A 22,376-nucleotide genomic window follows, 5' to 3' on the forward strand; every position below is an offset into this window, starting at 1 on the left:
AAGGCTCTGGCCATATCGTATTCTGAAACGCGCGATGGAGCCACGATCCCGACTCAACCACCATCGCCAGCAGCACGAGACGTGTGATGACGCCAGTAGATCAAAACCTTGCACCAGACGGCCATGGTAAAATGTTAACGTCCCGACACCGAGCGCTGGATGACTGTGGATGGCCGACAAAATGGCGATAACTCCCTAATAGCGATTTCCCATCCATCACCTGCGACAGGGGGCATATTTGGGGGCAAATTTATGATTCTACTGCCCTTAAACCCCAGGTAGAGCCCTATTGAAATGTTCTTCGGAGAGAACGACCTTGACTGTATTTACAGGCTTTGGGCTTACCACGCTTTGCGGCGCGACTTAGCATCAACCGCAACCGCTTTACAATCGGCACCCCTTTAACAAGCGTCTTCGCACCTTCTGGCTCTTGCACTGATACGAGCTGCCCGGGGATACGAGAGTCGAACGCCTCTCAAGTGGCATATCTACCGAGATCCAAGATATCCGTGGGAGTAAATGTGGGAGTATTTTTTAGACATGAAAAAGCCCAACCTTTTCAGATTGGGCTAACTCATTGAAAAATATGGTCGGGACGGAGTGATTCGAACACTCGACCCCTAGCACCCCATGCAAGAACCATAGACTTTTGGCATTGCTCTCATGAGGTGCCTGATTAAAGATGAAGGCAGGGCATTCCTTATCTGCTTTGTCGATCAGCTTAGCCACCAGATCAGCGTTGCGGCGCTGTTGCACTGACAGCTTTGCACTCGCTTCTTCCAGGTGATCAATGCTGCACTTCTCCATAAAGCTGAAATGTTTGCCCAGTAGCCCGCAGAGAATGTCCGAGATCTGTATGGCAGGTTCATTGTGTGAAATTGCGAACCGGTAGCTTACGGGCTGGCCACCCCACGAAATTTCTTTGCGCTCAAGGCTTTCCCGGACCCGCGGTTCTTCGTCAAATACGTGAACCGATCTCACGAATGTGGCAAGTCTATGGATGAAGGCTGTATCAAAACCACTCACCAGCTCATCCTTCTCGTTGCCGCAAAGATACAACAGCGTAGTGACCCTGGAAGCCTCTTGGAGAAGGTCTGAGAGCGCAATTCTTGCCATGTTTCTGAACGTGAAGCCGCCACTGAAGAGAAACTGGCGTACAGCTTTTAGGAATTCGGGTATTCGCGCTGACGGTACGTTCGGGTAGTCGAAGGTCTTTAGTAGCCGGAAATACCCAAGTGGCTCTAGCCTCACTATGGCGTGCAGATCGTTTTTCAGATCGTCCCGAATGGATGTGTAGGTCTCGAATTGATCATGATCTAGCAGCGAGTCAATCAGGTCGACTATCGACCAGTTCAAGATGCTGAAGTTAGAGAAGTGAATGTAAGCTTGCGACTCCAGAAGCCATGTGAGGAACTGCTCCAGCTTGTTGGAGCTGAGGCAGGTGATGTAATCCCCCTGGGCCAGGTGCTTTAGCTTCAACTCTTTGACTGATGGCTGAATTCTCAATTGTGCCCTCAGGGCATAATATCAGGCAGGCTGGCCCCTGGCCCCAGCGCTACACCCCCGAGTACAAAGCAATCCAGAACCTCATGATTGAATCCGGTTCCAGTCAAGGGTAGGCTTCGGATATTGTTCGTTTCGTCGTAATACAGCGTGTAGGCCTTATTGATGTTCTTCATCAAGTCCTGCCCGGGAAATCTAAACAGGCCGGCATCGATCACTATTTTTTCGGAGCTGTCATCAATCATGGGTCTACCTGAGGTCGGTTCCGGCTGGAGGCGAAATGACACCCTAAGCCGTTTCGCGATACTGCGCACGATTTCCGTTCTATCAGTGATTGTCAGTAGAAGACCTTTTTAAACGGCCAGGAATGACCTGATCATCTGACGTTCATTGAACGACAGCGCAGCGCGCAACCTCATCAGCACCAAAGAACTGGTCGCGGCAAGTTGTTAGGATCAGCTTCTAGCTTCGACGCGAGATCGCGATCAGACACACGGCGCAACGTCTCGGCAGCCACAAACTGAGCGCGCATCGCAAGTACCATCAGCTCGATCCGGGTCATGCCGTGCGATGCATATCGGGTACCGACATAGTCAGGGAAATGCGCGATAGCGCCGCGAAGGCGATCGTCGTGCGCAGTCGAAACCTCGCCGATCAGCGCGTCGGCTAGCTTGACAAGGTGGTGCGACAATTTCCGGTATTGCGCCTCGGTCCAGCCGCGCGCGGCAAGTGCCCCTTTGAGCGCCAGTTCGGCGGTCAAGCAGATCGTCTGTACGGCAGCGTCGATATCGATGTCACCGGCGAGGATACGAGCGGTCGCCGCGAGGGACGAGCGCGCGTTAGCGAGTAGCTGAGGCGCATCCCCAGTCCCATGCTCCAGATCACTAACCCCATAGGCGAAATCCCACAGGTCGGCGACGCCATAAAAGGCACGCCAACCCTGTTCTGGGTATTGTTGGAAAATAAACTCCAGCTCATCGTGCGGTATCTCGATGCAGTCGAGGAGGTCAACTGAAACGGACCCATATCCGATGGCGATTAGAACCGGGTACATCTGGTCACGCAGCGCCACGCTGCCCTTGAGCATCGCTGGCATCGAGAAATCACCTGCGGGATAGAGCGTATGGTAGATCGCCATAAGCGGGTCCCACATCGCCTTGTCGAACACATCGCCGGAAATGCTATTGGCTTTCATCCAGGCCACCACCACGTGAAACGGCCGCTGGTGCAGTTTCAAGCCCTGCGTGATCAGTTCGTCGTCGCGTTGCCGCACAAACTCCTTGTCTATGGTCTTCGTCATAAAACTACTCCTCTCTGGGCTTAACACGGGGAGATGCGTTCAAAATGAACGCAACGATTCTGGACGCTTGAATCGTGCCTCTCTCTACGGCCCCGGTTCGCGGCCGGGGCTTGGGGCGTACCTGGTCGTTTTCCTCTACGACGGACGTAGCTCACGCTGCTTGCGCATGATTGCCTTGGTGAGCGTCATTTTCAGTGCTTGTTCCTGCTCATTGTCCAGTGCGCCGGCCAGACGCAGACCAACACAAATACCATCGGCCCTCCCTTCCTCAAATGGGATTTGGCCGACAGTTCCTACCCGACTGATTTCCCTCAGCTGATAGACAACCGCATCATTGATGTGACCAGGTAGGGCCAGTTTGGCCAAGTCAATTTTCTCAAGCTCGTCCATATCGTCCATGCTAATTAGCCTTCATTGTTTAGACGCCAAGATTGGTGTCCTTCTATGTCCTCGGCCCCAGTTTGTTAGGCCAGAGCTTGGGGGGCAGTTGAGCATTTTCCAAGAATTGTTTGATCATAGTCGAATGGCTTCATCCGCATCCATACTCGGTAGCGAGCGCGATCATTACCATCCCAGTATCTGAGTCAGACCAATCTTTGGGATTGTTTTTGATTCAGGCAACAACTGCACGAACACCATCTTTGGTGGTGTACGCTTTTGGGAAACAGAGCCGCGCCTCAGGCAGAGCTTCACCCAACACCGCGATTGTATTACCAACGCCCTCTACCATCCCGAGGCATTGACCTATCAGAATAAACTCAGCGTTTGTAGTCTTTGCAACAGGCCGGGGCTCACTTACGAGTGAGCACTTTTTCAGTAACGATTCCCCATCAGCAAATGCCGTTAAGCTCGTAAGCGATAGCAATGCGGCAACCAAAATTCGTTTCATGTTTCCCTACTCGGCCCAGGGGAGCGAAAAGCGTCCCTCTCCTACGGCTTCGGCCCAGCACATGGCTGGGCTTGGGCGTACCTGGGCGTTTTCCGAGTTAATTGGACGTCTGAGCCAGCGCCTCGGCGTGGATCAGCTGGGCGTGCGCAGTGATGAGGTCAATCATTTCTTTGAATGCCTCTGTGGGCACCAGAATGTAACCATCGCGCTCGTTCAGGTGGAACGGCGAGAGCAAGAAGCCCGCGACCGTATCCGGGATCTGCAAAGCGCGAATTTCCCTGTGGGAAAGATCGCAAAATTCGTTATTGTTAACGCTCATGGCCCTTCTTTCCTTAACGTTTCTTCTGAGCGCGATGCCCCGGTGCCGTCTCCCAATAGCTCACAAAACGGATGTCCTCCACCTCGCTGCCGCTCAACCCCAGACCGCCATACCATCGGGCCTCAATAGCCCGGCGTCGACAAGATAGCGTTTGAGTATGAGCAACGACGGCGTGCACTCGGGCTGTGCGAGAAACTCATTGCCCAGCGCGGACGTGTACAGGCGCAGCCAATTGCGGGCGGGCACCCTTGGTAAGAACGCGGCCAAACCAGCGAAATTATCGCTGGAAAACACCAGACGCAGCGTACGCAGGATCGGCTGGTAATCCGGCGCAGAAAGCAGCGCAGCGAGGGTGTCATCGAGCAGGTGGGTAATCACGACTTTATTTAGCCGCTCCTCGACCTTGGCGTCCCCGAGCGCCACCCGTGGGTCAATTGCCACCGGGTAAATCGACTGAAACGACTTCGCGCCACTGAGCATGGACTCGTAGAGCACCTTGTCCGCCGTCGAACCGGTTACCAATACATCGTCGCCAAAGATCACATGCACCCCACTCCAGCGGTAGAAGTTCTCTGCGGGGATGACATGGTCCTGGACCAGGTTGACGCGTTCACGTTCTTCGGTGCTCAAGCTGGCGTAGTTCTCACAAGGCGGCGCGATCCGTGGAAGCTTGACGTTGATGATCGTGGGCAAATGCATATGAGCCAGTTTGACATTGATCTCGCTGACCACGATCTCATAGAGCACGTTCGCCGTGGACGGCACGTTGCGCCAGCCGGTGGTCATCAACACCACGTTGTCACCACTGGCCTTGGCGTTGAGAAACAGCCGGGCCCAATGGGAGTAGGGGTCGTCCAATTGCGTGCACCAGTAGTCAATGACCAACCAGGCCAGGTGGCGAATATCCTCAATGCTTCCATACTTGGCGCGGCTGTAGATCGCCACCAGCGCCGAGGCATCCGCCCCGGTCGTCATGTCGCGGAACGAGCCCGCGCCATCCTGCGTCAGGCAGTGCAAAGCATGACCGCCAAGTACCGAGACATAGCGGGGCATGCTGATCAGCCCGCGGGCCAGCAGGTCGGCAGCGAAAGCGCGAAAACCCCGTTTCGCATCCTCGAAGCGGGTCGATGCCAGCGCCTGTTCAAACTGACCCAACTGGGTTTCTACGGGAGCGCTGGCGATCTCACGCCAGCAGGTCGGGAGCGGTGCTTCGGTCATCATGTTCACGGTTGAATCAATCCATCGGAAATAGCCACGGTCGCAGTCAAGGTTCCCAGGGGGACATCGACTCGGCGGCGGCTTTCGTAGTAGCAAATGCTCTGTAAGCCAAGCGGTTGCAGGCTCTGGAGTAGTTCACGGATGCCAGCACCGGCATCTCGCGGGTCATGGGTATCAGAGCCGACGGTGAACGCCGCCTGGTGCTCGATCAGGTGAGGCAACAGGGCGCGCGACGGATAGGACCAGCGCCCATGCACCTCACGCCCCGATGCGTTGTCCAGGCTCGATTTGCGAATGCCCGAAGCGTTTAGCTCATACGCCACGCCGTTGCGCGCAAACAGCGGCAGTAAAGGCTCGAAATGGCGCAGTACGACCTCTTCGTCGACACCGCGCAACAGGGTGTCCGCATGCCCCACGGCATCAAACAGGCCGCTCCTCAGCAGTGCTTCCAGGTCCGCGAAATAACGATCCAGGAAGTTTTGGGCAGCCAGGCGCGGCAGCTCCCACACCTTTACCATTGGTTCGCCGGGCACTTCGACGTAGTGAATGGAGCCAATCACAAAGTCCAGTTCGTGGCGCGCCAGCAAGGCCCGGTTATAGATATCGGAGCCCGGCATATAGTCGAACTCAAGGCCACGCAAGATCTTGATTTCACCCCGGTACGCCGCCTGCGCCCGCTGGATATCGGCAAAGTAACTGTCGAGTTCGGACTCCAGCAGACGGTTATCGGAGTCCACCGGAAAAGGTGCGTGGTCGGTGATGGTCAATACCCTCACACCGGCTTTGATTGAAGCCCGGACAAGTTCGTCGACCGTGCCAATGGCATGTTTGGAATAGAAGGTATGGCTGTGGGAGTCGATCATGGGCACACCATCTGTTCAAGCAGGCCATCATGGTTCGCCAACTCCTTGACCAGCCAGTAAGGGTTGTTCGCTTTCGCCATAATCGCCTGCACCAACTCGCGGTCATCAAACCGTGCCAGCAGGTCGGTCAGCGGCTGGGTATACAGCGCCCGGGCCAAAGGGGTTTCACTGATATGGCTGGCGAGGTGCTCCCAGCGTACGTGATCAAAATGGATGTTGCCCAGACGCTGATTCTCGATACCGTAGAGATATAAATCACCGTTGGGCTTGACCGTCAGGTCCATGCCATTGGCAAGCGGCGGTTTGTTCAGGCTGCCAAAGGTAAAGCGCTTTTTGACCTTGATCTCGATGGCCTGGATGTAGTCGAGCAGATCCAGATAGCCTTCGGGTGTGCCTGGCGCGGGATGGACGAGGTTTTTGTAGTCGATGCCGAATGATTCGCCGTCCACCTTCAACACATCCTCCAGCGCATTGCAGGGTTCAATGGTTGCGTGAATACCCCAGCGCGCCAATTCGGCGACCAGAAAGTCACGGGTGAATACCCGGTCCGTGTCGATGGAGCGAAACGAAAAGCTCAAGCCCCCCGGACGCCGCGTGCGCAGGTAATCCAGACTCAGCCCATGGGCGCGCCATTTGACTTTCTCGATGTGGTGACTGTCGGCGCTCAAGCGGATGTTGCAGGTGTCGCCGTGGCTCAACACGATCTGGACGGTGGTGTCATAAAAATCGAGCATTTTGTCATGGGGAAAGAACCCGCTGGTGATGAACTCGAACGCCTTCCCACCATTAGAAAGGTGCAGGATTTCGTGGAATACCTTGATGTTATTGAGCGGCTCGCCTTCCCCGCTGATAGAGATGCGCTTGACCTGCGGGGCATTGATTAGGGCCGCTAGGTTCTCCCGGGCGAGCGTCGAAAGCTCCATGCCGATGCCGGTCTTGTGCTTGTCGGCATACATGCAGAATGCACAGCCGATTCCGCATATCTGGGTGATGTCGATGTAAAGGAGATGACCTTGCAGATCCATGCCTGAATTGCCTTATACGTACGAAGAGCAAAATGAAGTCAAGGGCGCCGTGGCCCCTGGATGTGTGTCGCCCGGCGCCCGACCTTGCGGAAATCTATCTCTGCGTTGAGTTTCTGCTCATACACCCACTGGCTTGCCTGGTGGCGCAGGTAGCGCTCGGTTGCACAGTCGCCACAGTTGGCCTTGAAGCCGGCCGGCTGCTGGAATACCAGCCGCACGGACGACCCGCAGACCGGGCAGGCCTGCAGCGCCACGAGTTCCTGCTGACGCAGCCCCAGGGCCTCGGCCTGCTGACCGGCGTTCGCAGCGGTCAGTGCCTGTTGCAACTGGGCCAGGTGTTTTTCCGACAAGACCTCGCGAAGCACCATCTGGGCCGATCCCATCTCCAGGCTGATGGCGCTCATCGCTCCCCCCGCCCCGCGCATCACGGTGCCCGGCACCTTGGTAATCGGCGTGCCATAGGCCTGCAGCAGCGGCTGCCAGAGAATCGCATCAACCAGATGGCCAAAGCGCTCCACGCCGTAGAGATCAAAGGGCGAAAGCGCTATCCAACCCGCCTCCAGCGCCGCCTCGTTGTTCACCTGCCCCAATGCGGGCCAGGCAATGACCCTCTGGGGCAGGCCAGGAGTATGGTCCGGGCGGTCGGTAAAGCTGAACCAGGGCACCACCGTCAGCAACACCTTGGCGTCCGTACCCAGGATGGAACTCACCAGTTCCCACTCCAGGCCTGAACTGCGAAGGCTCAGGGTTCGTCCCGCCCATTGCGCCTCATCCTTGCCATCCAGGTAAGGGGCCAGGGCGTGGCGCAACATTAGCCCCGCATAGCGTGAGTAAGCACTCGCCAACTGGCGATTTTGCTGAAGGCGCTCCTGGGGGGGCTTGCCTGCACGCCCCTGTACCTTGCGTAGTTCCTCCCACAAGACCGCCACATGACGATAGTGCGCGTCGTGACTGAGGATATTGGTCAAGTGCAGGCCACCGCTGGCTTGCGCCGACCGAGGCACCAGCGGATACAACCCAGTCTGTTTCAACCCGGCTATCGCCTTGGAGGCCGCCTTCAATTGCCGCAGGGTTTCACCCAGTAAATGTGAAGCTTCGCTGGTCATTTCCTGGTTACTGAAGGTTTGCCCCCAGAGTGCGCAAATGGCAATGGCCAGGCGATGATCAAGGCCATCGGCCCCATAGAATTCCAGCGCCTTGCTCAGGGTGCCCTGGATCTGCTCCAAGGTCGCGATGCGTCGCCACAGATGCCGCTCGATACGGTCCAGCAGGCGCGCATACACACGGTTTTCGTAAGTGTTGTAGTCGTCCTCGCTGAAACGCGCCAACACTTTCCTTGGGATGACACCGCTCAAGGTTTGCCGCTGCCAGCACTCCGAGTGAGACGCCAGGTGCACCAGCGCGCCTTTGGCCATGCGCTTGGCTCGGGCTACATCCGTGACCTCATTTTCGTAGTGAAGATCCAGGCGCGGGCGCAGTGATACCTGGTGCAAGTGGCCCTTGCTGATCACGTCCAGTAGCGACACCTCGAACGGCAACAGATGGCTTTGCTCATTGATCACCTCGGCCGGCATCAACGGCGACCTCAAGGTTGCCTGCCGCGAAAACTCTGGATCTAGGGACTCAAGCGCACTGGCAAACAGCTCGGCCTGAGGAGACAGCAGGGCGTTCGACGGCACGAACCCATGCAGCGCTTCGTCCAGCAGGCAGCGGTCGCTGCCATCGGGCACCAGGATGTCTTGCCGCAGTAGGGTGTGGCCGTTGATCGTCACGCCGGATTTGCCGGCCCAGCAGAAGCGCCCGGGCTCGACCAGACCGGGCAGCGTGGCCACGGGCTCGCCCAGCAGTCGGTCAAACCAGTTCAACGATGCCCTTCCCGGCGTTTGATGTCCGCCGTCAGCAGGTCCAGGGATTTGACCGGGTCGCCCTTGAGGTTCGCCTTGATCCAGAAGCTTTCAAGCGCGCTCATCAACTCCGTTACATCTGTGGTGCCAACGTCATAGCGCCCAGTCACCTTGCCCTTGCGCATCACACGGGTGGACAGCAGATGGTCGAGGGCCTGCCCCTCACTCGCTCCGGTCTCCAGCATGACCGGAATAAACCGCAGTGCCTGTTTCTCAAAGCGGTTGCCCCAACCTAGGTCAAAATGGCTGGCCAGTTGCTGGGTAAATTCATCGCGGGTCAGCCTACCGAGCAGGTCCTTTACAGGCATCTCATGGAGCAAGCACGCCCGATTGAAGGCTTTTTGCAACGAAAAGAATGAGTACCGCTTCTTCTCGTAAGGCTGGATGACAAACCCCGCATCCTGCTTGGGCAGGGTCATCACGTGGGCACGGTCGTAGGTCTTGTCGGCCAACTCGCTGGTGGATTCATCATGGTTGGCGGTACCGATAAACCAGACGTTATTCGGCACCAGTATTTTCCGGCCGTTCTTGAGGTTGAGCGGCGCACCCGACAGCGCGACTTCCGACAGACTGATCAGGCGCTCCCTTGGATCATTCTTCTCCAGCGCCGAAAGGAACTCGGAGAAATACTGCTCGGGCCTGGACAGGTTCATCTCGTCCAACAGCACCACGTTGCAGGCGTCGTCCCAGCGAGGGGTCTGCGCCTTGTACAAGGCTTGCAGACAATCCTTCTCATAGAAACGCCGCTCAAAGGCGTTGTAATGGCCCAGCAGGTCATCCCGGTCACGCCAACCCGCTTGTACGGCGATATCCGTGCAGAAGCCGCCCATGGCCTTGGCGAACGCCTTGGCCAAGCTAGTTTTGCCTGTGCCGCTAATGCCCTGGAACACATGAAGCTGGCTCATGGCCAAGCCGCCCAACAACACCCGGATGTCTTCAATGGGATAGAACAGTTTGACCGAGGCTTCTGCAGTGGCGATGCGGTGCTGCAATTCAACCGCGAACGGCCCGAGGTCCTGCACCTCCTCCAACTCAGCGCCAGCACGGTAGTCCTTGTGGGTGTCCATCAAGGACATGGCAGGGAATGGCGTCTGGGTTTTCTGTGCGTTGGTCAGTTGCTCAACGGTGGTGGCCAGGTCATTTATCCTGGCGTCCAGGACGGTTGCATGAGTCTCCAGCACGCGTCTTTTTCGCTCGCTCCATTCAAGGTCAGTGGCCGCGACACGCGTCATGCCAACTTCGCGATTGGCCTTCTCGTATTTGGGCATGATGTCGGCAATCTGCATGCCCAGGTCCGCCACATGCTGGCGAAGTTTATCGTTTTCGCCCTGCAGCTCTGCGGCATCGGATTGTTCCAGCCGGGTAAGCAGCGCCCTGTTGTCTTCACGCAGTGCACTCAGTTCGTCAAGCAGGACCGTCGCCGACTGATCCCCCAACTGAGCTTTCAACAACTGCAACTCGGACAGCTCGTTTGCACTCTTATCCACCATTGCCCAGGCCTTGCGCTCGCGCGTTTCCACGCGTTCCACCTCGCGTGCGAAGCCGTTGCGCTCCTGCTCCATCTCGCGCGCAACCTGATCCTGCTGGGTCGCCTTGGCCTCCTTGACGGCGGCCCACTCCCGGTCCAGGCGGCGCGTGCGGTCCTCCACCTGCTGCTCGCGTTGTGCAAGCGCATCTTCACGGGTATCCAACACATCGGCACGGGCAGCCTCGGCTTCAGTGCAACGGAATTTCACATCGGCGAGCTGCCTGGCGAGCTGGCGCAATTCCTGGTTCAGGGCCTGTTTTTCTTCCTGAAGCAGCCCAATTTCGCTGTCATGCTGTTCGCCCAACATGCGCTGGCGCTCTTCGAGGACCACCAGCGCCAGGCGGTTCTGCTCGGCAAACCCGGCCTCGGCGTTGACCTCACGCAGCTTGACCTCACGCTCGCGCTGCGCCAATTCGCCATCGGCTTGCGCCTGTCGCTGCCGCACGCGTTCAAACTCGGCCTGGCGAAGAGCCTGGGCCTCATGCTGTACCTCAAGGACGGCCTGACGTTCATCCAGCTGTTGCATCCGCGCATCACATTCCCGGCCGGCCTGGTTGGTCAGTTCCCAGCGCTCCTCATACTCTTCGAGCAGTGTATCTGCGCGCTTGCCCAGGTCCTTACAGAACTGGGCGAAGCGCTCGATCCAGGTCGAAAACGCCTTGCTGTCGTCATCGCTGATGTGGGCGACCAGCTTGCTCAAGAAGGCTTCATCCACCGAAAAATCAGGGGCCAGGGACACACCGGAATACAGCTTGGAGGCATTCCCGAAGGAGGCGCTCCACATTGGCACCTGCTTCTCCAATTGCACGCGATTGGCAGTCTTGGCTGGTGCGGATGCGCCGCCTATCGGGGCGCTGTAAGGGGCGTTACGATTATTTTTGGCCATTACATCCATTCCTTGAAACGTTCGGTAAAGCCCAGGGCGTATTGAATATGTTGTTGCGCCATCGGCACGGTCACGGGGGTGACTTTCTTGCCGGTAAATTTGCTGTGGGCGTGGCTGCCCTGGTTACGCAGGGTGGCCAGCGCCAGGAGCTGTTCGAGTTGCAGCTGCTCTTCGGTCAGCGTCTTGAAGGGATGCCCGGCATGGCTGCTGGCGCCCCAACCGGCGGCAAAGAGCAGTGCCTTTAGGGAGCTGCTGGGGCTGGAGCACGCCGAGATGACCTGATCCAATTTTTGCCGGGCCAATTGCCCAACGACCTCGGCGTTGAACGCGGGCAACCGAAACGACGTCAGGATTTGGCGAGTGACGCGATAGTCAGCACGCTGCTCTCCCCTGGGCATCAGGGCAGGATCGACCGGGAACGTGCCGATCAGCCATTGCATCACCACCTCCAACAGCTTCTGGCACTCGGTCATGGCCGCTTCAAGCTCATTCTCGGCGGTATCGCCCTGGGCCAGTTTTTCCTGGCGGGACAGCAGCGCTGCCAGGTAACGCTTGATATCCGTCTGGCGCTCGACCCAGGGAAACTCGGTTAACACCCGAAGATCCGCCTGCTTTTGCAGATCGGCCAGCCACTGTTCGACGCTCTGCTCGTCGCCGCGAGGTGCCTCCACCAGGCTGGACAGGTACTTGAGCAGCCCCTGGTTTGCCTTCACCAACGGTAACAAGCGGCTGTCCATCCACCAGGCCTGGTCACGCAGGTCGAACGGGTCCCTGATTGCCCACAACTGCCCACCATCCGGGTCTGGCGTAATCCACACCAGTACATGAGCGAGTCGGGCCTGGGCGTCCTGGCGCTCCACCCCTTGCAGCTTTATCTGCTCGGGCAGGTCGGCCTTGCCATACAGCTGCAGCGTTGCCCGGTAGTCCTCGCGATAATCCCGATAGGCTTTCATCAACGCTGGCGTGCTGCAGGCCGGCTGCACACGCTGGTTGGGCAGAAGCAGAAAAGGTGCAGTCGTTTGACCGGTTTTCCTGTTCAGGGCAAAGACCGGGAACTGTCCACGTGTTTCGGTCGGGACGATGTCCTTGAGCTGTGCCTCGAAGCGCGGCCACAGTTCACCGCCGAGCGCGTCCTGGAAGAGGTACCCGGATTTGAGATTGGCACTGGCCTCCTCCTCGTCCAGTAGCATGCGCAAGCCCTTAGGGGTAACGGCATCCGCACGGGTCACCAGCCAGCCATTGCTGACGGCTTGGGCGAGGATCAGCTTGACCAGGTCTTCATGCAGGTTGGTCAGCTCGGCAATCGCCTCTGCCCGCACCACTTGGGCCCTGATCAGGCCCAATACGGCACGTTGGAACAGGTTCAACCGTGCACGCGTGACTTCGGGGTACAGCACCCGATGCACCCATACCGGCCACAACACGGCACGAGCGCTGCCGTGGGGCCTTTCGCCGAACTTGAGGTAGGTTCCGGATTCACCGAAGGCTGCCATGCGCACCTCCACAGAGTTGGTGCAGCGCCACCAGGGCAGGCACGGCTTCCTCTGCATCGACATGGGTCGCCAGTGCCGCATCACCGACGCAGATCAGCATCTGGCGCTGGCGACTCATGGCCACGTTCATCCGGTTGGGTAACCGCAGGAAGCCGTATTGCTCATTGAGCAGGGTCTCCCGGGACTTCTCCGGGCTATCTTCGGCACGCCCGGCCGGCCCGCGCCGACCTTGCGGGCCGGTGCGTACACAGGACAACAGCACCACATCAAACTCCTTGCCCTGGAAGGCATCCACCGAACCAACCCGCAGCCGCTCTTCTGAGTACTCAGACCCATCACTGCGGACTTTTTTCGCCCACTTGAATTGCTCATGGGGCTCGATGCCGGTGCTCTTGCGTTCCATCAAGGGCACACCATCGATCTGCACCTGGGTCAGTTTTTCCATGATCAGGTCACGCTGTGCGGCATAAAACGTGATCACCCCCACGGAGAGGGCTTCACCGCCCGCGATCATCAAACGCTTAACCTCTTCCACGACCCGCTCGGCTTCGGTCTCGCGCATGGGGCTAGTCCCTCCCAGACGTTGCGCAAGGCCCGCGCTGGCCGGCACATCGATCCACTGGCAGACCTTGTTTTCGTAATGCCCACCGTCGTTGCCCAAGGCCCGGATAAAGTCCGGCGCAAACGCAAAATCATCATCCTTGCGCGTGGTCTTGACCGCCTCTAACCCGACTTTTTCATAAAACTGTGCACTGACAAAATCCCCCAGCACGCGGTGCATGCGAAACTGTGTGTCGAGCATCACCACGCGGCGAATGCCGTCTTTTTTCTCCAGGTCCTGCAACATCAGGCGCATCCTCTGGAAAAGACTCGAGCGCAAGGCCTCCAGCTGCAACGCTGTGAGTGCATGCTCCTCCTGCAACTGGCTCTCGACTTCTGGCTCCAGCATGTGCGGCAACTGGCGGTCATCGCCGACCAGCACGATGCGCCGCTTGGCCATGGCCATGGGCACGAACAGGTCCAGCGGGTTGGCACGCGCGGCCTCATCAACGATGACGGTGTCGAACTCGATGTCCATGCTGTCCAGGTCTGACACGGCCTTGAGGCTGGCCATCTGGCGTCCGGCCGCCTGCTGGCAGGTGGCGCCCACCACCATGGAGTATTCCTGGGCCGCCGCCACGGCGGCGGCACGGTCCATTTCCAAACTGCCAGCCAGTTGCTCCAGTACCCAGGCCACCCCCAGCTTGCGCTGGGAAATCTTGTCTTGCAGATGCTGTTCCAATTGGTCGATCAAGCTGACGCCCAGGGCATCGAGTTGGTGCTTGAGTTGCGCAGGTCGGTAATCCGGCAGGAAGCGATCCAACAAGCGGTTCTTGCCCTCGGCCAGGCGCTGCAATAAATCCTGCGAGGCCTGCCGGCAATCGGCGGCTTGCTCCAGCAGCTCGCGCATTCCCTCACCGAGCGCTACATCGTGGCGCTTCAACCAACTGAGCAAGTCCCACGCACGGTCGGCACCGTCATCACTGAAGGCGCCAGGCTTAACCCGCAGGGCGCGAATGCGGCGCAGGGTTGCGCTGTCGACTGCGTCGGCGCCGCGTCCGCGAGGCAGAGGGTTGATCTGATCGATATAGTCCTGCAACGCCTGTTCCAAGCGCGCCGGCAGGAGCAGGCCGTGTTGCACCAGTGAACGGGCCGTCGCCAACATGTCCTTGAATGCATCGGCCCGTTCTGCTGGTGAAAGGTTTGAGACACGGGTCATCAACAAGGCCTGTGACAGGCGGCTGACGGGCTCCAATTCCGGATAGCGTTCGTACTCCTGGGCAATTTTGCCCTGGACATGCTCGACTTGGCGTTCAAGCCAGGGATCGATGCGATTGTCTTCTTCAACATCTCGACGCTTGCCGCCGATGCGTGTGGCCGGCAACTTGAACACGTCGCTGCGCTCCAGGGCGTTATCCACGGCATCATGCTGAAAGCTGCTGATCAGAACCTGCCCGGCAATGTTCTGCTCGCGCGTTTCTTCCGCCAGCCTGCGCTGCAAGGCTGCGATCACCTGGGTCTTGCCGGTACCGGGAGGGCCGATGATGATCGCCAGTTCCGGCGTATTGAGTGCCTTGTCCAACGCATCGATCTGTTTGTCTGTGGGTTGGCCACCTTTAAACGACTCGTTGGCGTAGGCTGTCAGGCCCTTGAGCGTGCGGCGCCGCTCCGCCGGTATGGCCAAACCTTCGAGCAACCACCTGAGTGACGGCAAGCGCCTGCCGGAATCAATGGACTGCTTGGCGATAAGGCGTCGCTTGCCAACGGTGCGGTTACCGGCAACGGACAGGTACAGCCAGCCCTCGGGGCTCTTGGGTTTAACGTCGTTATGGGTCGACACCGGCGTGAACACCAGACACTGTGCTTCAAAGCGGATCCGCCCACGGGGTGTCGGGGCAAACGAGGCGGACGGCGCTTCATTGCTCAATTCTTCCGACCAGTCCGGCGGCGCGTCCCCCAGGTCGAACTGGGTATCGCGGGACAAGTCCAGGCCCTTGTGACGCTCGCAGAATAGTTGGTAAGCCTCTGGGGACTTGGGCCACAAGCGCCAGGCGTTTTCTCGCCCGTTCTGAAAACTTTCATAGCGCACAAACCGCAACGCCTTGAGGGTCTGGGCCTGTTGCAGCGCGCGTTGCCACTCCTTGTCGTTGTACAGGTTCCACAATTCCAGGTAGCCCGCATTGTCGCGCAGCATAGCGTTGAGCAACACTTGCTGGGCAGGGCTATTGAGCTGCGCCGCGACCGACGCGTCCCGAAAGGCAAAGTCACCCACCAGTAACGAAAACGAATCGCTGCGCCGCACATGGCGAGCCACGCGTTTTACCAGCAGCGCACCGTCGGCGGTGCGCTCGATATCGGCGCGCCACCCCATGCCCAACACCTGGAAGCTGCCCTTGGCTGCGGTGTTGTTGAAGCGCGAAAGGGCCAGCCAATCACCTTCGAGCGCACCTTTGACCACAAACTGCTCCTGCATCCACTGGCAGGCCTGTTCGACATCGTTCTGGCCGATTTCCTGATGGGTATACAGGCTGTCGGCAATCAGCCCGTCGACCCTGAACTCTAGGTTCATGGCCGATACATCGGCAGGTGCGCAGTACTGCACCTGCAATCGGTTTTTTTTGCACGCTGCCAGCATCCAGCGCACCTGGTCCCGTGACGCCAAAGGGCCGAACAGGGTGCTTTGCGACGGATTGCAGGTCACCACGATACGTTCGTCGCCCTGCACCACCAGCCAATCATCCTGGTAGCGCTGAACGGTGATCGCTTCGTTCACGCGCAAGGACTGGGTTTCCTCAGTCGTCGAGAGGCTCAACACATCCGCGCAAAACAATGGGAATTCTTGAAGGTTCATCGTTCATCACCACCGGAATTGCCAGACGACATGGGTTTCCCCGGGAGGGCCGATATGCAACTGGTACGGCTGGTCATACTGGCCACGACGTGCCGCCTTGAGCCCCTGGAATTCCCCGAGTTGCTTGGGATCGCCCTCGCCTTGCAGGTACAGCTCGCCGTCTGGCAACTGGTGGATCCCCAGGCCCTTGCCGGTGTATTCGAGGCGTACATGGTCGGTGGGCCAACGGTCATAACTGAACGAGGGTAACAACCGCTTGAGCTCTTGGTTTGCCCCCGGTTGCAGGTACACACGGCGACCGGTGGCGATGCGGTGGTCAGGCAGTTCGGCGTCCCTTTCTTCCGGCGCCAGGCAGATGAACTCCTCGAACACCACCAGGTTGGCGTCGACCGGTGCATCGCAAAAAAAGCAGGCCATGTGCGCAGGGTCAACGCCAGTGCCCGGCATCAACGAGGTGGAGGTGCATTCGGCGCACTCAACCATGCGTTCGTCGATCTCCACCAGGGCTTCCAACCATTCGGCGATACCCGGGCGGGCGATTGCATCTTGCTTGCCCTGCTCGAAGCAGCGACTGAACAGCGCGGGCAAGCGGCTGTGTTCGGCCAATTGCAACGGCAGGTTGGCAAAGCAGGCATTGTCGGGGTCATCCGAATCATTGATCCATGGATGCTCCCCTCGCAGTGCCGCGTCCTCTTCCTCCGGCTCACCCAGTTCGACCAGTTCGCCCTTAAAGGGATGGTTGTGGGTCAACACGCGATAGGCGATGACGGCAAAGCTCCAGCAGTCCGTCAGGCTCGACAGCATGGCCTCGCCGCGCACCACTTCCGGCGCGCCATAGTCGGGGGTGTGAAGGGTCAGGCCGCTGTGGGCCTGCAGGCTGATGTTGTCGCAGTCGATCAGCCAGGTTTCGGCAAACCCGGGATCATCCGACACAAAAATATTGGCCGGGGACAGGTCGCCGTAGAGCATGCCGCGCCCATGCAGCTGGTTCAAGGTCCTGGCCAACTGGCACAGAATACGCACCCGCCGACGCAGGCCGCCCTGGGCCAGGTAATCACTGGCGGCATCGTCCTCGGCGGCGACAAAACTGTCCAACAGGCTTTGCAATGGAACCAGCCCGTCCATCAGCTCCATGACATAGCCAAAGCGCGGCGGCTTGAGCAGTGCCAGCGGTCGCGCCAGTTTCAGGTCGCTGAGGTCCTGGCGGATCAACCATGCCATATGACGATGCCAGCGTTGCTTGGCATCGAGGTCAGTATGGATAAAGCCCTTGACCAGGACAGTGGGCAATTGTGTGCGATACACCACACCTTGCCCGCCACGGCTCATCTCGCTCAACAAGTCGTAGCGAGTGCCCTTTTCATCCAGGACATGCTTGGTACTGCGCTGGGTAGCGGTCATTGTTTGTGATCCGTTCGAAAGATACCGGCGATGCTCTTGTCATCACCGTGAAGTGGCGTGGACCAGGCGTGCATTTCTCGCTCCAGCCAGGTGCGCATGCGGCGTCTGTTGCTGCGCGCAAGGCGGCGGTAAATCACATCGAAAAAGGGTTCCAACTGCTCGGGGATCAGATCGTCACTGATGCCGTCCGTCATCAGCAGCACGCCATCGCCGGGCAGTACCAATTCGAACTCGCAAGTCTGCCACAGCCCCTCGCCTGCCTGGGCCAGGGTGTCGGTCTGGTTGCCGAACCCCTGGCGCGCCGCGCTGATCACCCGGAAGGCACCTCGGCTCTTGAGCAGCAGCAGCCCATCCCCTATCTGCCCGGCCTGCCCACGGCCGCGGGCATCGACCCGAGCCCACAGGCAGGTGGTTTCGTAATCGCGATAGCGGGTGCCGAAATGCTCAAGCCAGGACAAGCGAATGGCCTGGCCCAGTTTTTGTGCAGAAACGGCGAAGGCCTGCCTGGTATGTTGCTTGACCAGGCGTACCGCCTTGCTGGAGCCGATGTGGCTCAGGCGCCGGCTGCCCAGGCCGTCACAGACCGCGATGCACCACCCCTGACGCACGCCATAGACCCCCATGGCATCCTGGTTGACCACGCCGTCCTGCAGGTGCCCCGGCCCGATGACCTTGGCACCAGACGCTGCCAGGCGCATCAGAATTCCCAGTCTTGATCATCGGCAGACGGCAGCTCCAACGGGAGCGTTTGATTGGGGGTCGACGACTGGCTAAGGGCGCTGACGCTCATGGTCACGGCACGGAAGAAGCGATGAATATCCCGTGCCTCAGAGGCTTGAAACAGCGGCGCTTCCTGATCATTGGCGAAGTCGGCCAGCATGCTCACATCTGCATCGGCACCGATGCCCATGGCGAAGCGCGTGGCCTTGGAGGAGCGCTCACCATTTTGCAATTGCGCAAAAGGCGTCTCCCACTCGTCATTGGGGTAACCATCGGAGACCAACACAATCACCGGTTTGTAGGCGCGGGACGGCACGATGTCTTTGTCTTCGATCAGTTGGCTGGCCAGGCGCAATGCGCCGCCCAAGGGCGTGGCGCCATCCGCCGTGAGCTGGCTGAAACTTTGGATTTGATGGGCCGGGGTCAAGGGCAGGTTCAACTCTGCGCTGCTGCCGCCAAAGGTGATCACGCTCACCTGGATTTCAGCGCGCAGGCGGCTTTCATGGGCAAAGGTGGCGATCATGTCCTGGAGCGCGCTGTTCAACGCCTCGATCTTGCCGCCCTCCGACATGCTGCCACTGGTGTCCGCCAGCACAATCACAGGCAAAGGACGGGCAGCTTGGATCTGGAATTTCTTGAGCTCTGACATTTCAACGGTTCCTTGGTAATCAGTAAGTGACGTCCTGGTTATAGCGAGCTTCGTGCCAGAATAATTTATTTCTTTAAAAACAATAAGTTACGAAATGCAAGGATCAATAACGCCCGAAAAAAATAATATTCATTACTTCAAAGTAATTTTTCTTACCCTCGCTTGTTATTCGACACAGTGCTTTTCGATCCACTTGCTCAGGGTCTGCTGGCTCTTGAGCCCCAGGAGCAAGGCGGCTCGGGTTTTGTTCTGGCCCGTTGAGGCCAATGCGCCACGCACGTAGTGGCTCACGACTTTGGAAATGATGTGGTTGATGTCCACCCCTTGGGACACATCCATCGTCATCAGGTCGTTGTCCTGCGCCGGCAGTTTGAACAACGCCTGGTCAATATCGCCCCGGGTAATCAGCGAGTCCTGGCACCAGAGCGCAGCGCGCAGCAAGGTGGCGTGTAACTCCCTAACGTTGCCGCGCCACGGGTGCCGTTGGATGAGTTCCCTGGCCTCCAGCGAAACCTTTTTTTCCTTCAGGCTGGGATCTTGGCTGCCGATACCGGCCAGCAGCGCATCGGTCAAGAGCCGCAGGTCACCCTCGCGCTCGCGCAGCGCCGGCAGATGCAGGACACCTACAGCGATGCGATAAAACAGGTCCTCACGGAAACTGCCATGTGCGACGTCTGCCATCAGATTGCGGTGAGTGGCGGTGATCAGGCGCACATTCACCTGCACTTCACGACTGGCACCGACCGGCGTGAATGTGCCCTCTTGCAGTACACGCAATAGCCGCACCTGCACGGCCAAGGTCAGTTCACCGAACTCATCAAGAAATAGCGTCCCGCCATGAGCCTGTTCGAACACCCCAAGCCGATCTGCAATCGCGCCGGTAAACGCACCTTTTTTGTGGCCGAAGAGCACGGAATCAACCAGTTCAGAGGGAATAGCACCGCAGTTGACAGTTACGAACGGCTGGCTAGCGCGCGTTCCTGCGTTGTGGATGGCTCGGGCAAACAACTCTTTGCCGGTACCCGTCTCTCCATAGATAAGGACCGGCACGCCTTTCTCAGCAAGAACGTGGGCCTGTGCCTTGATGGCCAGCATGCGACCACTTTCCGCGACAATGCTGTCAAACGCGGCATCCACCGGCACTTGCTGCTCAGCCAGTTTGGCCAACTGGTTGCCGCTGATTGCGCTGGCCGCTGGAACATACTCGGCAGCGATTTCGAAGGGGATATCAACCTGCTGGACACCTTGTTCCAACGAAGATTGATAGAAGACTGCGGGGTAACGGGTCTTGCCCAACAGGATCCACACCGCCTGCATCGCAGGTGTTCCGGGGCTCAGCAAGATGGAAAGATGTGCCCCTTCTCCCACCAACCGCTGCAGATGCCGATTGGCCGCGTGATAAATCTCGCCGAAATGCACAGGGGAGGATAACGGCTCGACATAGGCCGTGACGGGAATATCGACTTGCTCGCGGAGCCAGCGAAGATAACGCTCAACCTGCTCCGCAGGGTACGCACACAAGAGTTCGACGACATCGAAATCGACAGCAGCGAGGGCCGAACAGACAGGCCCCGCCCCCTCGCCGATCACCGCTTTCAAATCGTTAGCGCCGATCCAACTGACCAAAACCTTATGCTTTACCGCAACCATCCCTGAGCTCCAACAAATCCTTTTGCTAACGAAGGCCCTCATCACGATCAAGGACTATCGCTACCAGATATCAAATCAAATGCCTTTATACTTAAAAAGTGGCCATTTAACATCTATCCGTTAGTAGGCACCCACATGATCCTATTTACTTCGATTTAGCATCAGGCTGATGCGGCAGGCTACACGCACTCTCCACCACGATGGAGGCGGCTCCAATCAGTGCTTATGCAATCAGCCAGATTTTGAATCTTGAATGCCTTGGAAGCAGAGGTACGTGCAAGAGTCGATTAACGAAATGATCAATCTTCTCGTTCGAGATGCGAAACTCGGCTATCACAGGTATGACGCTCTGGAAATTTACAAGCTGCAATTCGCCACCAAGGTGGCAAGGCTTTTACTTCTTCGGGCTGGGCTGTTCACGCCGACGATGAATTGACCTACGTGCCGAGACAAGACTGCCCCACCTCCAAACCTTCAAAAGTCCAGCACAGACAAGGATTCGCGAGGAGTCAGACTGGGTCAGTGAAATCTCAGCAACTGGGGAAATTCGGCGTAGGCGCCAACAGATCATTAAACTGAAGAGCAAGCACTGAATCAAGAAATAGGCATCTCTGTAACTATTTTCTTTCACGCGTCCTAACGGAAACATGCTTGCTCGACATTAGTGTAATGCTGAAATACGCATCGATACGTCAGCCTCTTTTCCATTTCTTCAGCCACTGGGTAGCGAGGTAAGTAGATTTTTAACTTCTGCCAACGTTGGTGCATAGGCTCCGGTATGTCGACACGATAGGGAGGCGCAAGCAGTTGAAAAACGCAGACGCTCCTTCAGATCGGTGATTCCCAGCAAATCTGCAGCCAACCAACCCGCCATGCTCGCATCGCCCGCCCCCACAGTATCGGCAACGTCCCCAAGAATCGCGGGCTGTTCGTATTGACGGTCCGACGTATGAAGAATCATTCCGTCTGCACCTCGGGTGAACAGGATCTGCGCCCTAAAGTTGAGCGCACGTAACTCATCCATGGCCTGATGTTCGGTCAATCCGGGATAGAGGTGACGAAGGTCTTCATCGGACAGCTTGATCATGTCAGCCAGGGCGGTCATCGTTGGGAAAGTGCTCTCCCGGTAATATCTGTCCATCAAATTGCGCCAGTTCGGATCAAAGCTAATTCGTTTGCCAGCGCGTTTCACCTGTTCGGCGAGGCTGACCAAACGATCTCCCAATGGCTGTCGAGCCAGACTGATGCAGCCAAAATGACAAACTTCGGTATGGTCAAGCCAACCTTGCGGCAGCAGGCCCGTATCGAAAAACAGATCGGCATCCCCGGCAAAAAAGTACCTAGGCGGGCGGCTTGACGGAACGATGGCGACCAAGGGCTCTCGGTCCACTCGTTGTATAAATCGCATATCTAGCCCTGCCACCTCTGACTGTAGGGCTATCTCGTCGCCCAACGAGTCCGTACTGACGGCCCCTGCAAAGGAGCTGCTGACACTCAGGCGACTGAGCGCTCGTGCAACGTTCCAAGGCGCACCGCCCGAAAAACCCTGCCACTGTCCGGGTACGCCCTGTACAATGTCAGTCAGGGCTTCACCAAATACGATTGCCCGAGGCAATACCATCGTCCTTTCCTTTCTG

The 22,376-nt window shown here is 58.1% G+C and carries 18 protein-coding genes; 1 reads left to right on the forward strand and 17 read right to left on the reverse strand.

All coding sequences use genetic code 11. The features are described 5' to 3' along the window. Window positions 1–534: 534 nt before the first annotated feature. The 16 genes from HX812_RS24910 to HX812_RS24985 form a co-directional block, all read right to left on the reverse strand. Window positions 535–1,506: a DUF3800 domain-containing protein gene (locus HX812_RS24910; RefSeq protein ID WP_025999945.1), complete on the reverse strand. Its 972-nt coding sequence runs from the start codon at window positions 1,504–1,506 to the stop codon at window positions 535–537. Between the two features lie 8 nt (window positions 1,507–1,514). Further along, window positions 1,515–1,748: a hypothetical protein gene (locus tag HX812_RS24915; RefSeq protein WP_038848925.1), complete on the reverse strand. Its 234-nt coding sequence runs from the start codon at window positions 1,746–1,748 to the stop codon at window positions 1,515–1,517. Window positions 1,749–1,921: 173 nt separating this feature from the next. Beyond that, window positions 1,922–2,803 carry a hypothetical protein gene (locus HX812_RS24920; protein ID WP_016978906.1) on the reverse strand — a complete coding sequence of 294 codons (882 nt, stop codon included), beginning with the start codon at window positions 2,801–2,803 and terminating at the stop codon, window positions 1,922–1,924. Between the two features lie 135 nt (window positions 2,804–2,938). Then, window positions 2,939–3,202 (reverse strand): hypothetical protein, encoded by a 264-nt coding sequence (locus tag HX812_RS24925; protein WP_016978907.1) that lies wholly within the window; start codon window positions 3,200–3,202, stop codon window positions 2,939–2,941. Window positions 3,203–3,789: 587 nt separating this feature from the next. Then, window positions 3,790–4,011, reverse strand: coding sequence for a hypothetical protein (locus HX812_RS24930; RefSeq protein WP_038848923.1), 222 nt, complete (start codon window positions 4,009–4,011; stop codon window positions 3,790–3,792). A 93-nt stretch (window positions 4,012–4,104) separates the two neighbouring features. Continuing rightward, the gene (locus HX812_RS24935) at window positions 4,105–5,229 is read right to left on the reverse strand and encodes a hypothetical protein (RefSeq protein WP_085984535.1); all 1,125 of its coding nucleotides are present in this window, start codon (window positions 5,227–5,229) and stop codon (window positions 4,105–4,107) included. 5 nt (window positions 5,230–5,234) lie between these two features. After that, a complete protein-coding gene (locus tag HX812_RS24940; protein ID WP_016978910.1) occupies window positions 5,235–6,092 on the reverse strand; it encodes a histidinol-phosphatase in 858 nt (285 codons plus the stop codon). After that, entirely contained in the window at window positions 6,089–7,117 is a 1,029-nt protein-coding gene (locus HX812_RS24945; RefSeq protein ID WP_016978911.1) for a radical SAM protein, read from the reverse strand. Before HX812_RS24945 ends, HX812_RS24940 begins: the two co-directional genes overlap by 4 nt. Before the next feature lie 38 nt (window positions 7,118–7,155). After that, complete coding sequence (locus HX812_RS24950) at window positions 7,156–8,982, reverse strand: hypothetical protein (protein ID WP_016978912.1); 1,827 nt, start codon at window positions 8,980–8,982, stop codon at window positions 7,156–7,158. Then, the gene (locus HX812_RS24955; protein ID WP_235165486.1) at window positions 8,979–11,435 is read right to left on the reverse strand and encodes an AAA family ATPase; all 2,457 of its coding nucleotides are present in this window, start codon (window positions 11,433–11,435) and stop codon (window positions 8,979–8,981) included. The genes HX812_RS24950 and HX812_RS24955 overlap by 4 nt, the downstream gene beginning before the upstream one ends. Next, window positions 11,435–12,928 (reverse strand): hypothetical protein, encoded by a 1,494-nt coding sequence (locus HX812_RS24960; RefSeq protein ID WP_016978914.1) that lies wholly within the window; start codon window positions 12,926–12,928, stop codon window positions 11,435–11,437. Before HX812_RS24960 ends, HX812_RS24955 begins: the two co-directional genes overlap by 1 nt. Beyond that, window positions 12,912–16,319 (reverse strand): DEAD/DEAH box helicase, encoded by a 3,408-nt coding sequence (locus HX812_RS24965; RefSeq protein ID WP_016978915.1) that lies wholly within the window; start codon window positions 16,317–16,319, stop codon window positions 12,912–12,914. Before HX812_RS24965 ends, HX812_RS24960 begins: the two co-directional genes overlap by 17 nt. Before the next feature lie 6 nt (window positions 16,320–16,325). Next, complete coding sequence (locus HX812_RS24970; protein ID WP_038848920.1) at window positions 16,326–17,720, reverse strand: protein kinase; 1,395 nt, start codon at window positions 17,718–17,720, stop codon at window positions 16,326–16,328. Beyond that, complete coding sequence (locus tag HX812_RS24975; RefSeq protein WP_016978917.1) at window positions 17,717–18,418, reverse strand: PP2C family serine/threonine-protein phosphatase; 702 nt, start codon at window positions 18,416–18,418, stop codon at window positions 17,717–17,719. The genes HX812_RS24970 and HX812_RS24975 overlap by 4 nt, the downstream gene beginning before the upstream one ends. Next, complete coding sequence (locus HX812_RS24980) at window positions 18,418–19,089, reverse strand: VWA domain-containing protein (RefSeq protein ID WP_016978918.1); 672 nt, start codon at window positions 19,087–19,089, stop codon at window positions 18,418–18,420. The genes HX812_RS24975 and HX812_RS24980 overlap by 1 nt, the downstream gene beginning before the upstream one ends. Before the next feature lie 165 nt (window positions 19,090–19,254). Then, window positions 19,255–20,739, reverse strand: a complete 1,485-nt coding sequence (locus tag HX812_RS24985; RefSeq protein WP_025999948.1) for a sigma-54-dependent Fis family transcriptional regulator — start codon at window positions 20,737–20,739, stop codon at window positions 19,255–19,257. A 295-nt stretch (window positions 20,740–21,034) separates the two neighbouring features. On the opposite strand from HX812_RS24985, the gene HX812_RS24990 reads away from it, so the two are divergent. Then, the gene (locus HX812_RS24990; protein WP_256346571.1) at window positions 21,035–21,175 is read left to right on the forward strand and encodes a hypothetical protein; all 141 of its coding nucleotides are present in this window, start codon (window positions 21,035–21,037) and stop codon (window positions 21,173–21,175) included. A 276-nt stretch (window positions 21,176–21,451) separates the two neighbouring features. Here the strand turns inward: HX812_RS24990 and HX812_RS24995 are convergent, their stop codons facing one another. Further along, a complete protein-coding gene (locus HX812_RS24995) occupies window positions 21,452–22,360 on the reverse strand; it encodes a carbohydrate kinase (protein WP_016978920.1) in 909 nt (302 codons plus the stop codon). Between the last annotated feature and the right edge of the window lie 16 nt (window positions 22,361–22,376).

This window comes from Pseudomonas sp. IPO3749 (genome assembly GCF_013386605.1).
Taxonomy (GTDB): Bacteria; Pseudomonadota; Gammaproteobacteria; order Pseudomonadales; family Pseudomonadaceae; genus Aquipseudomonas; species Aquipseudomonas azotoformans_A.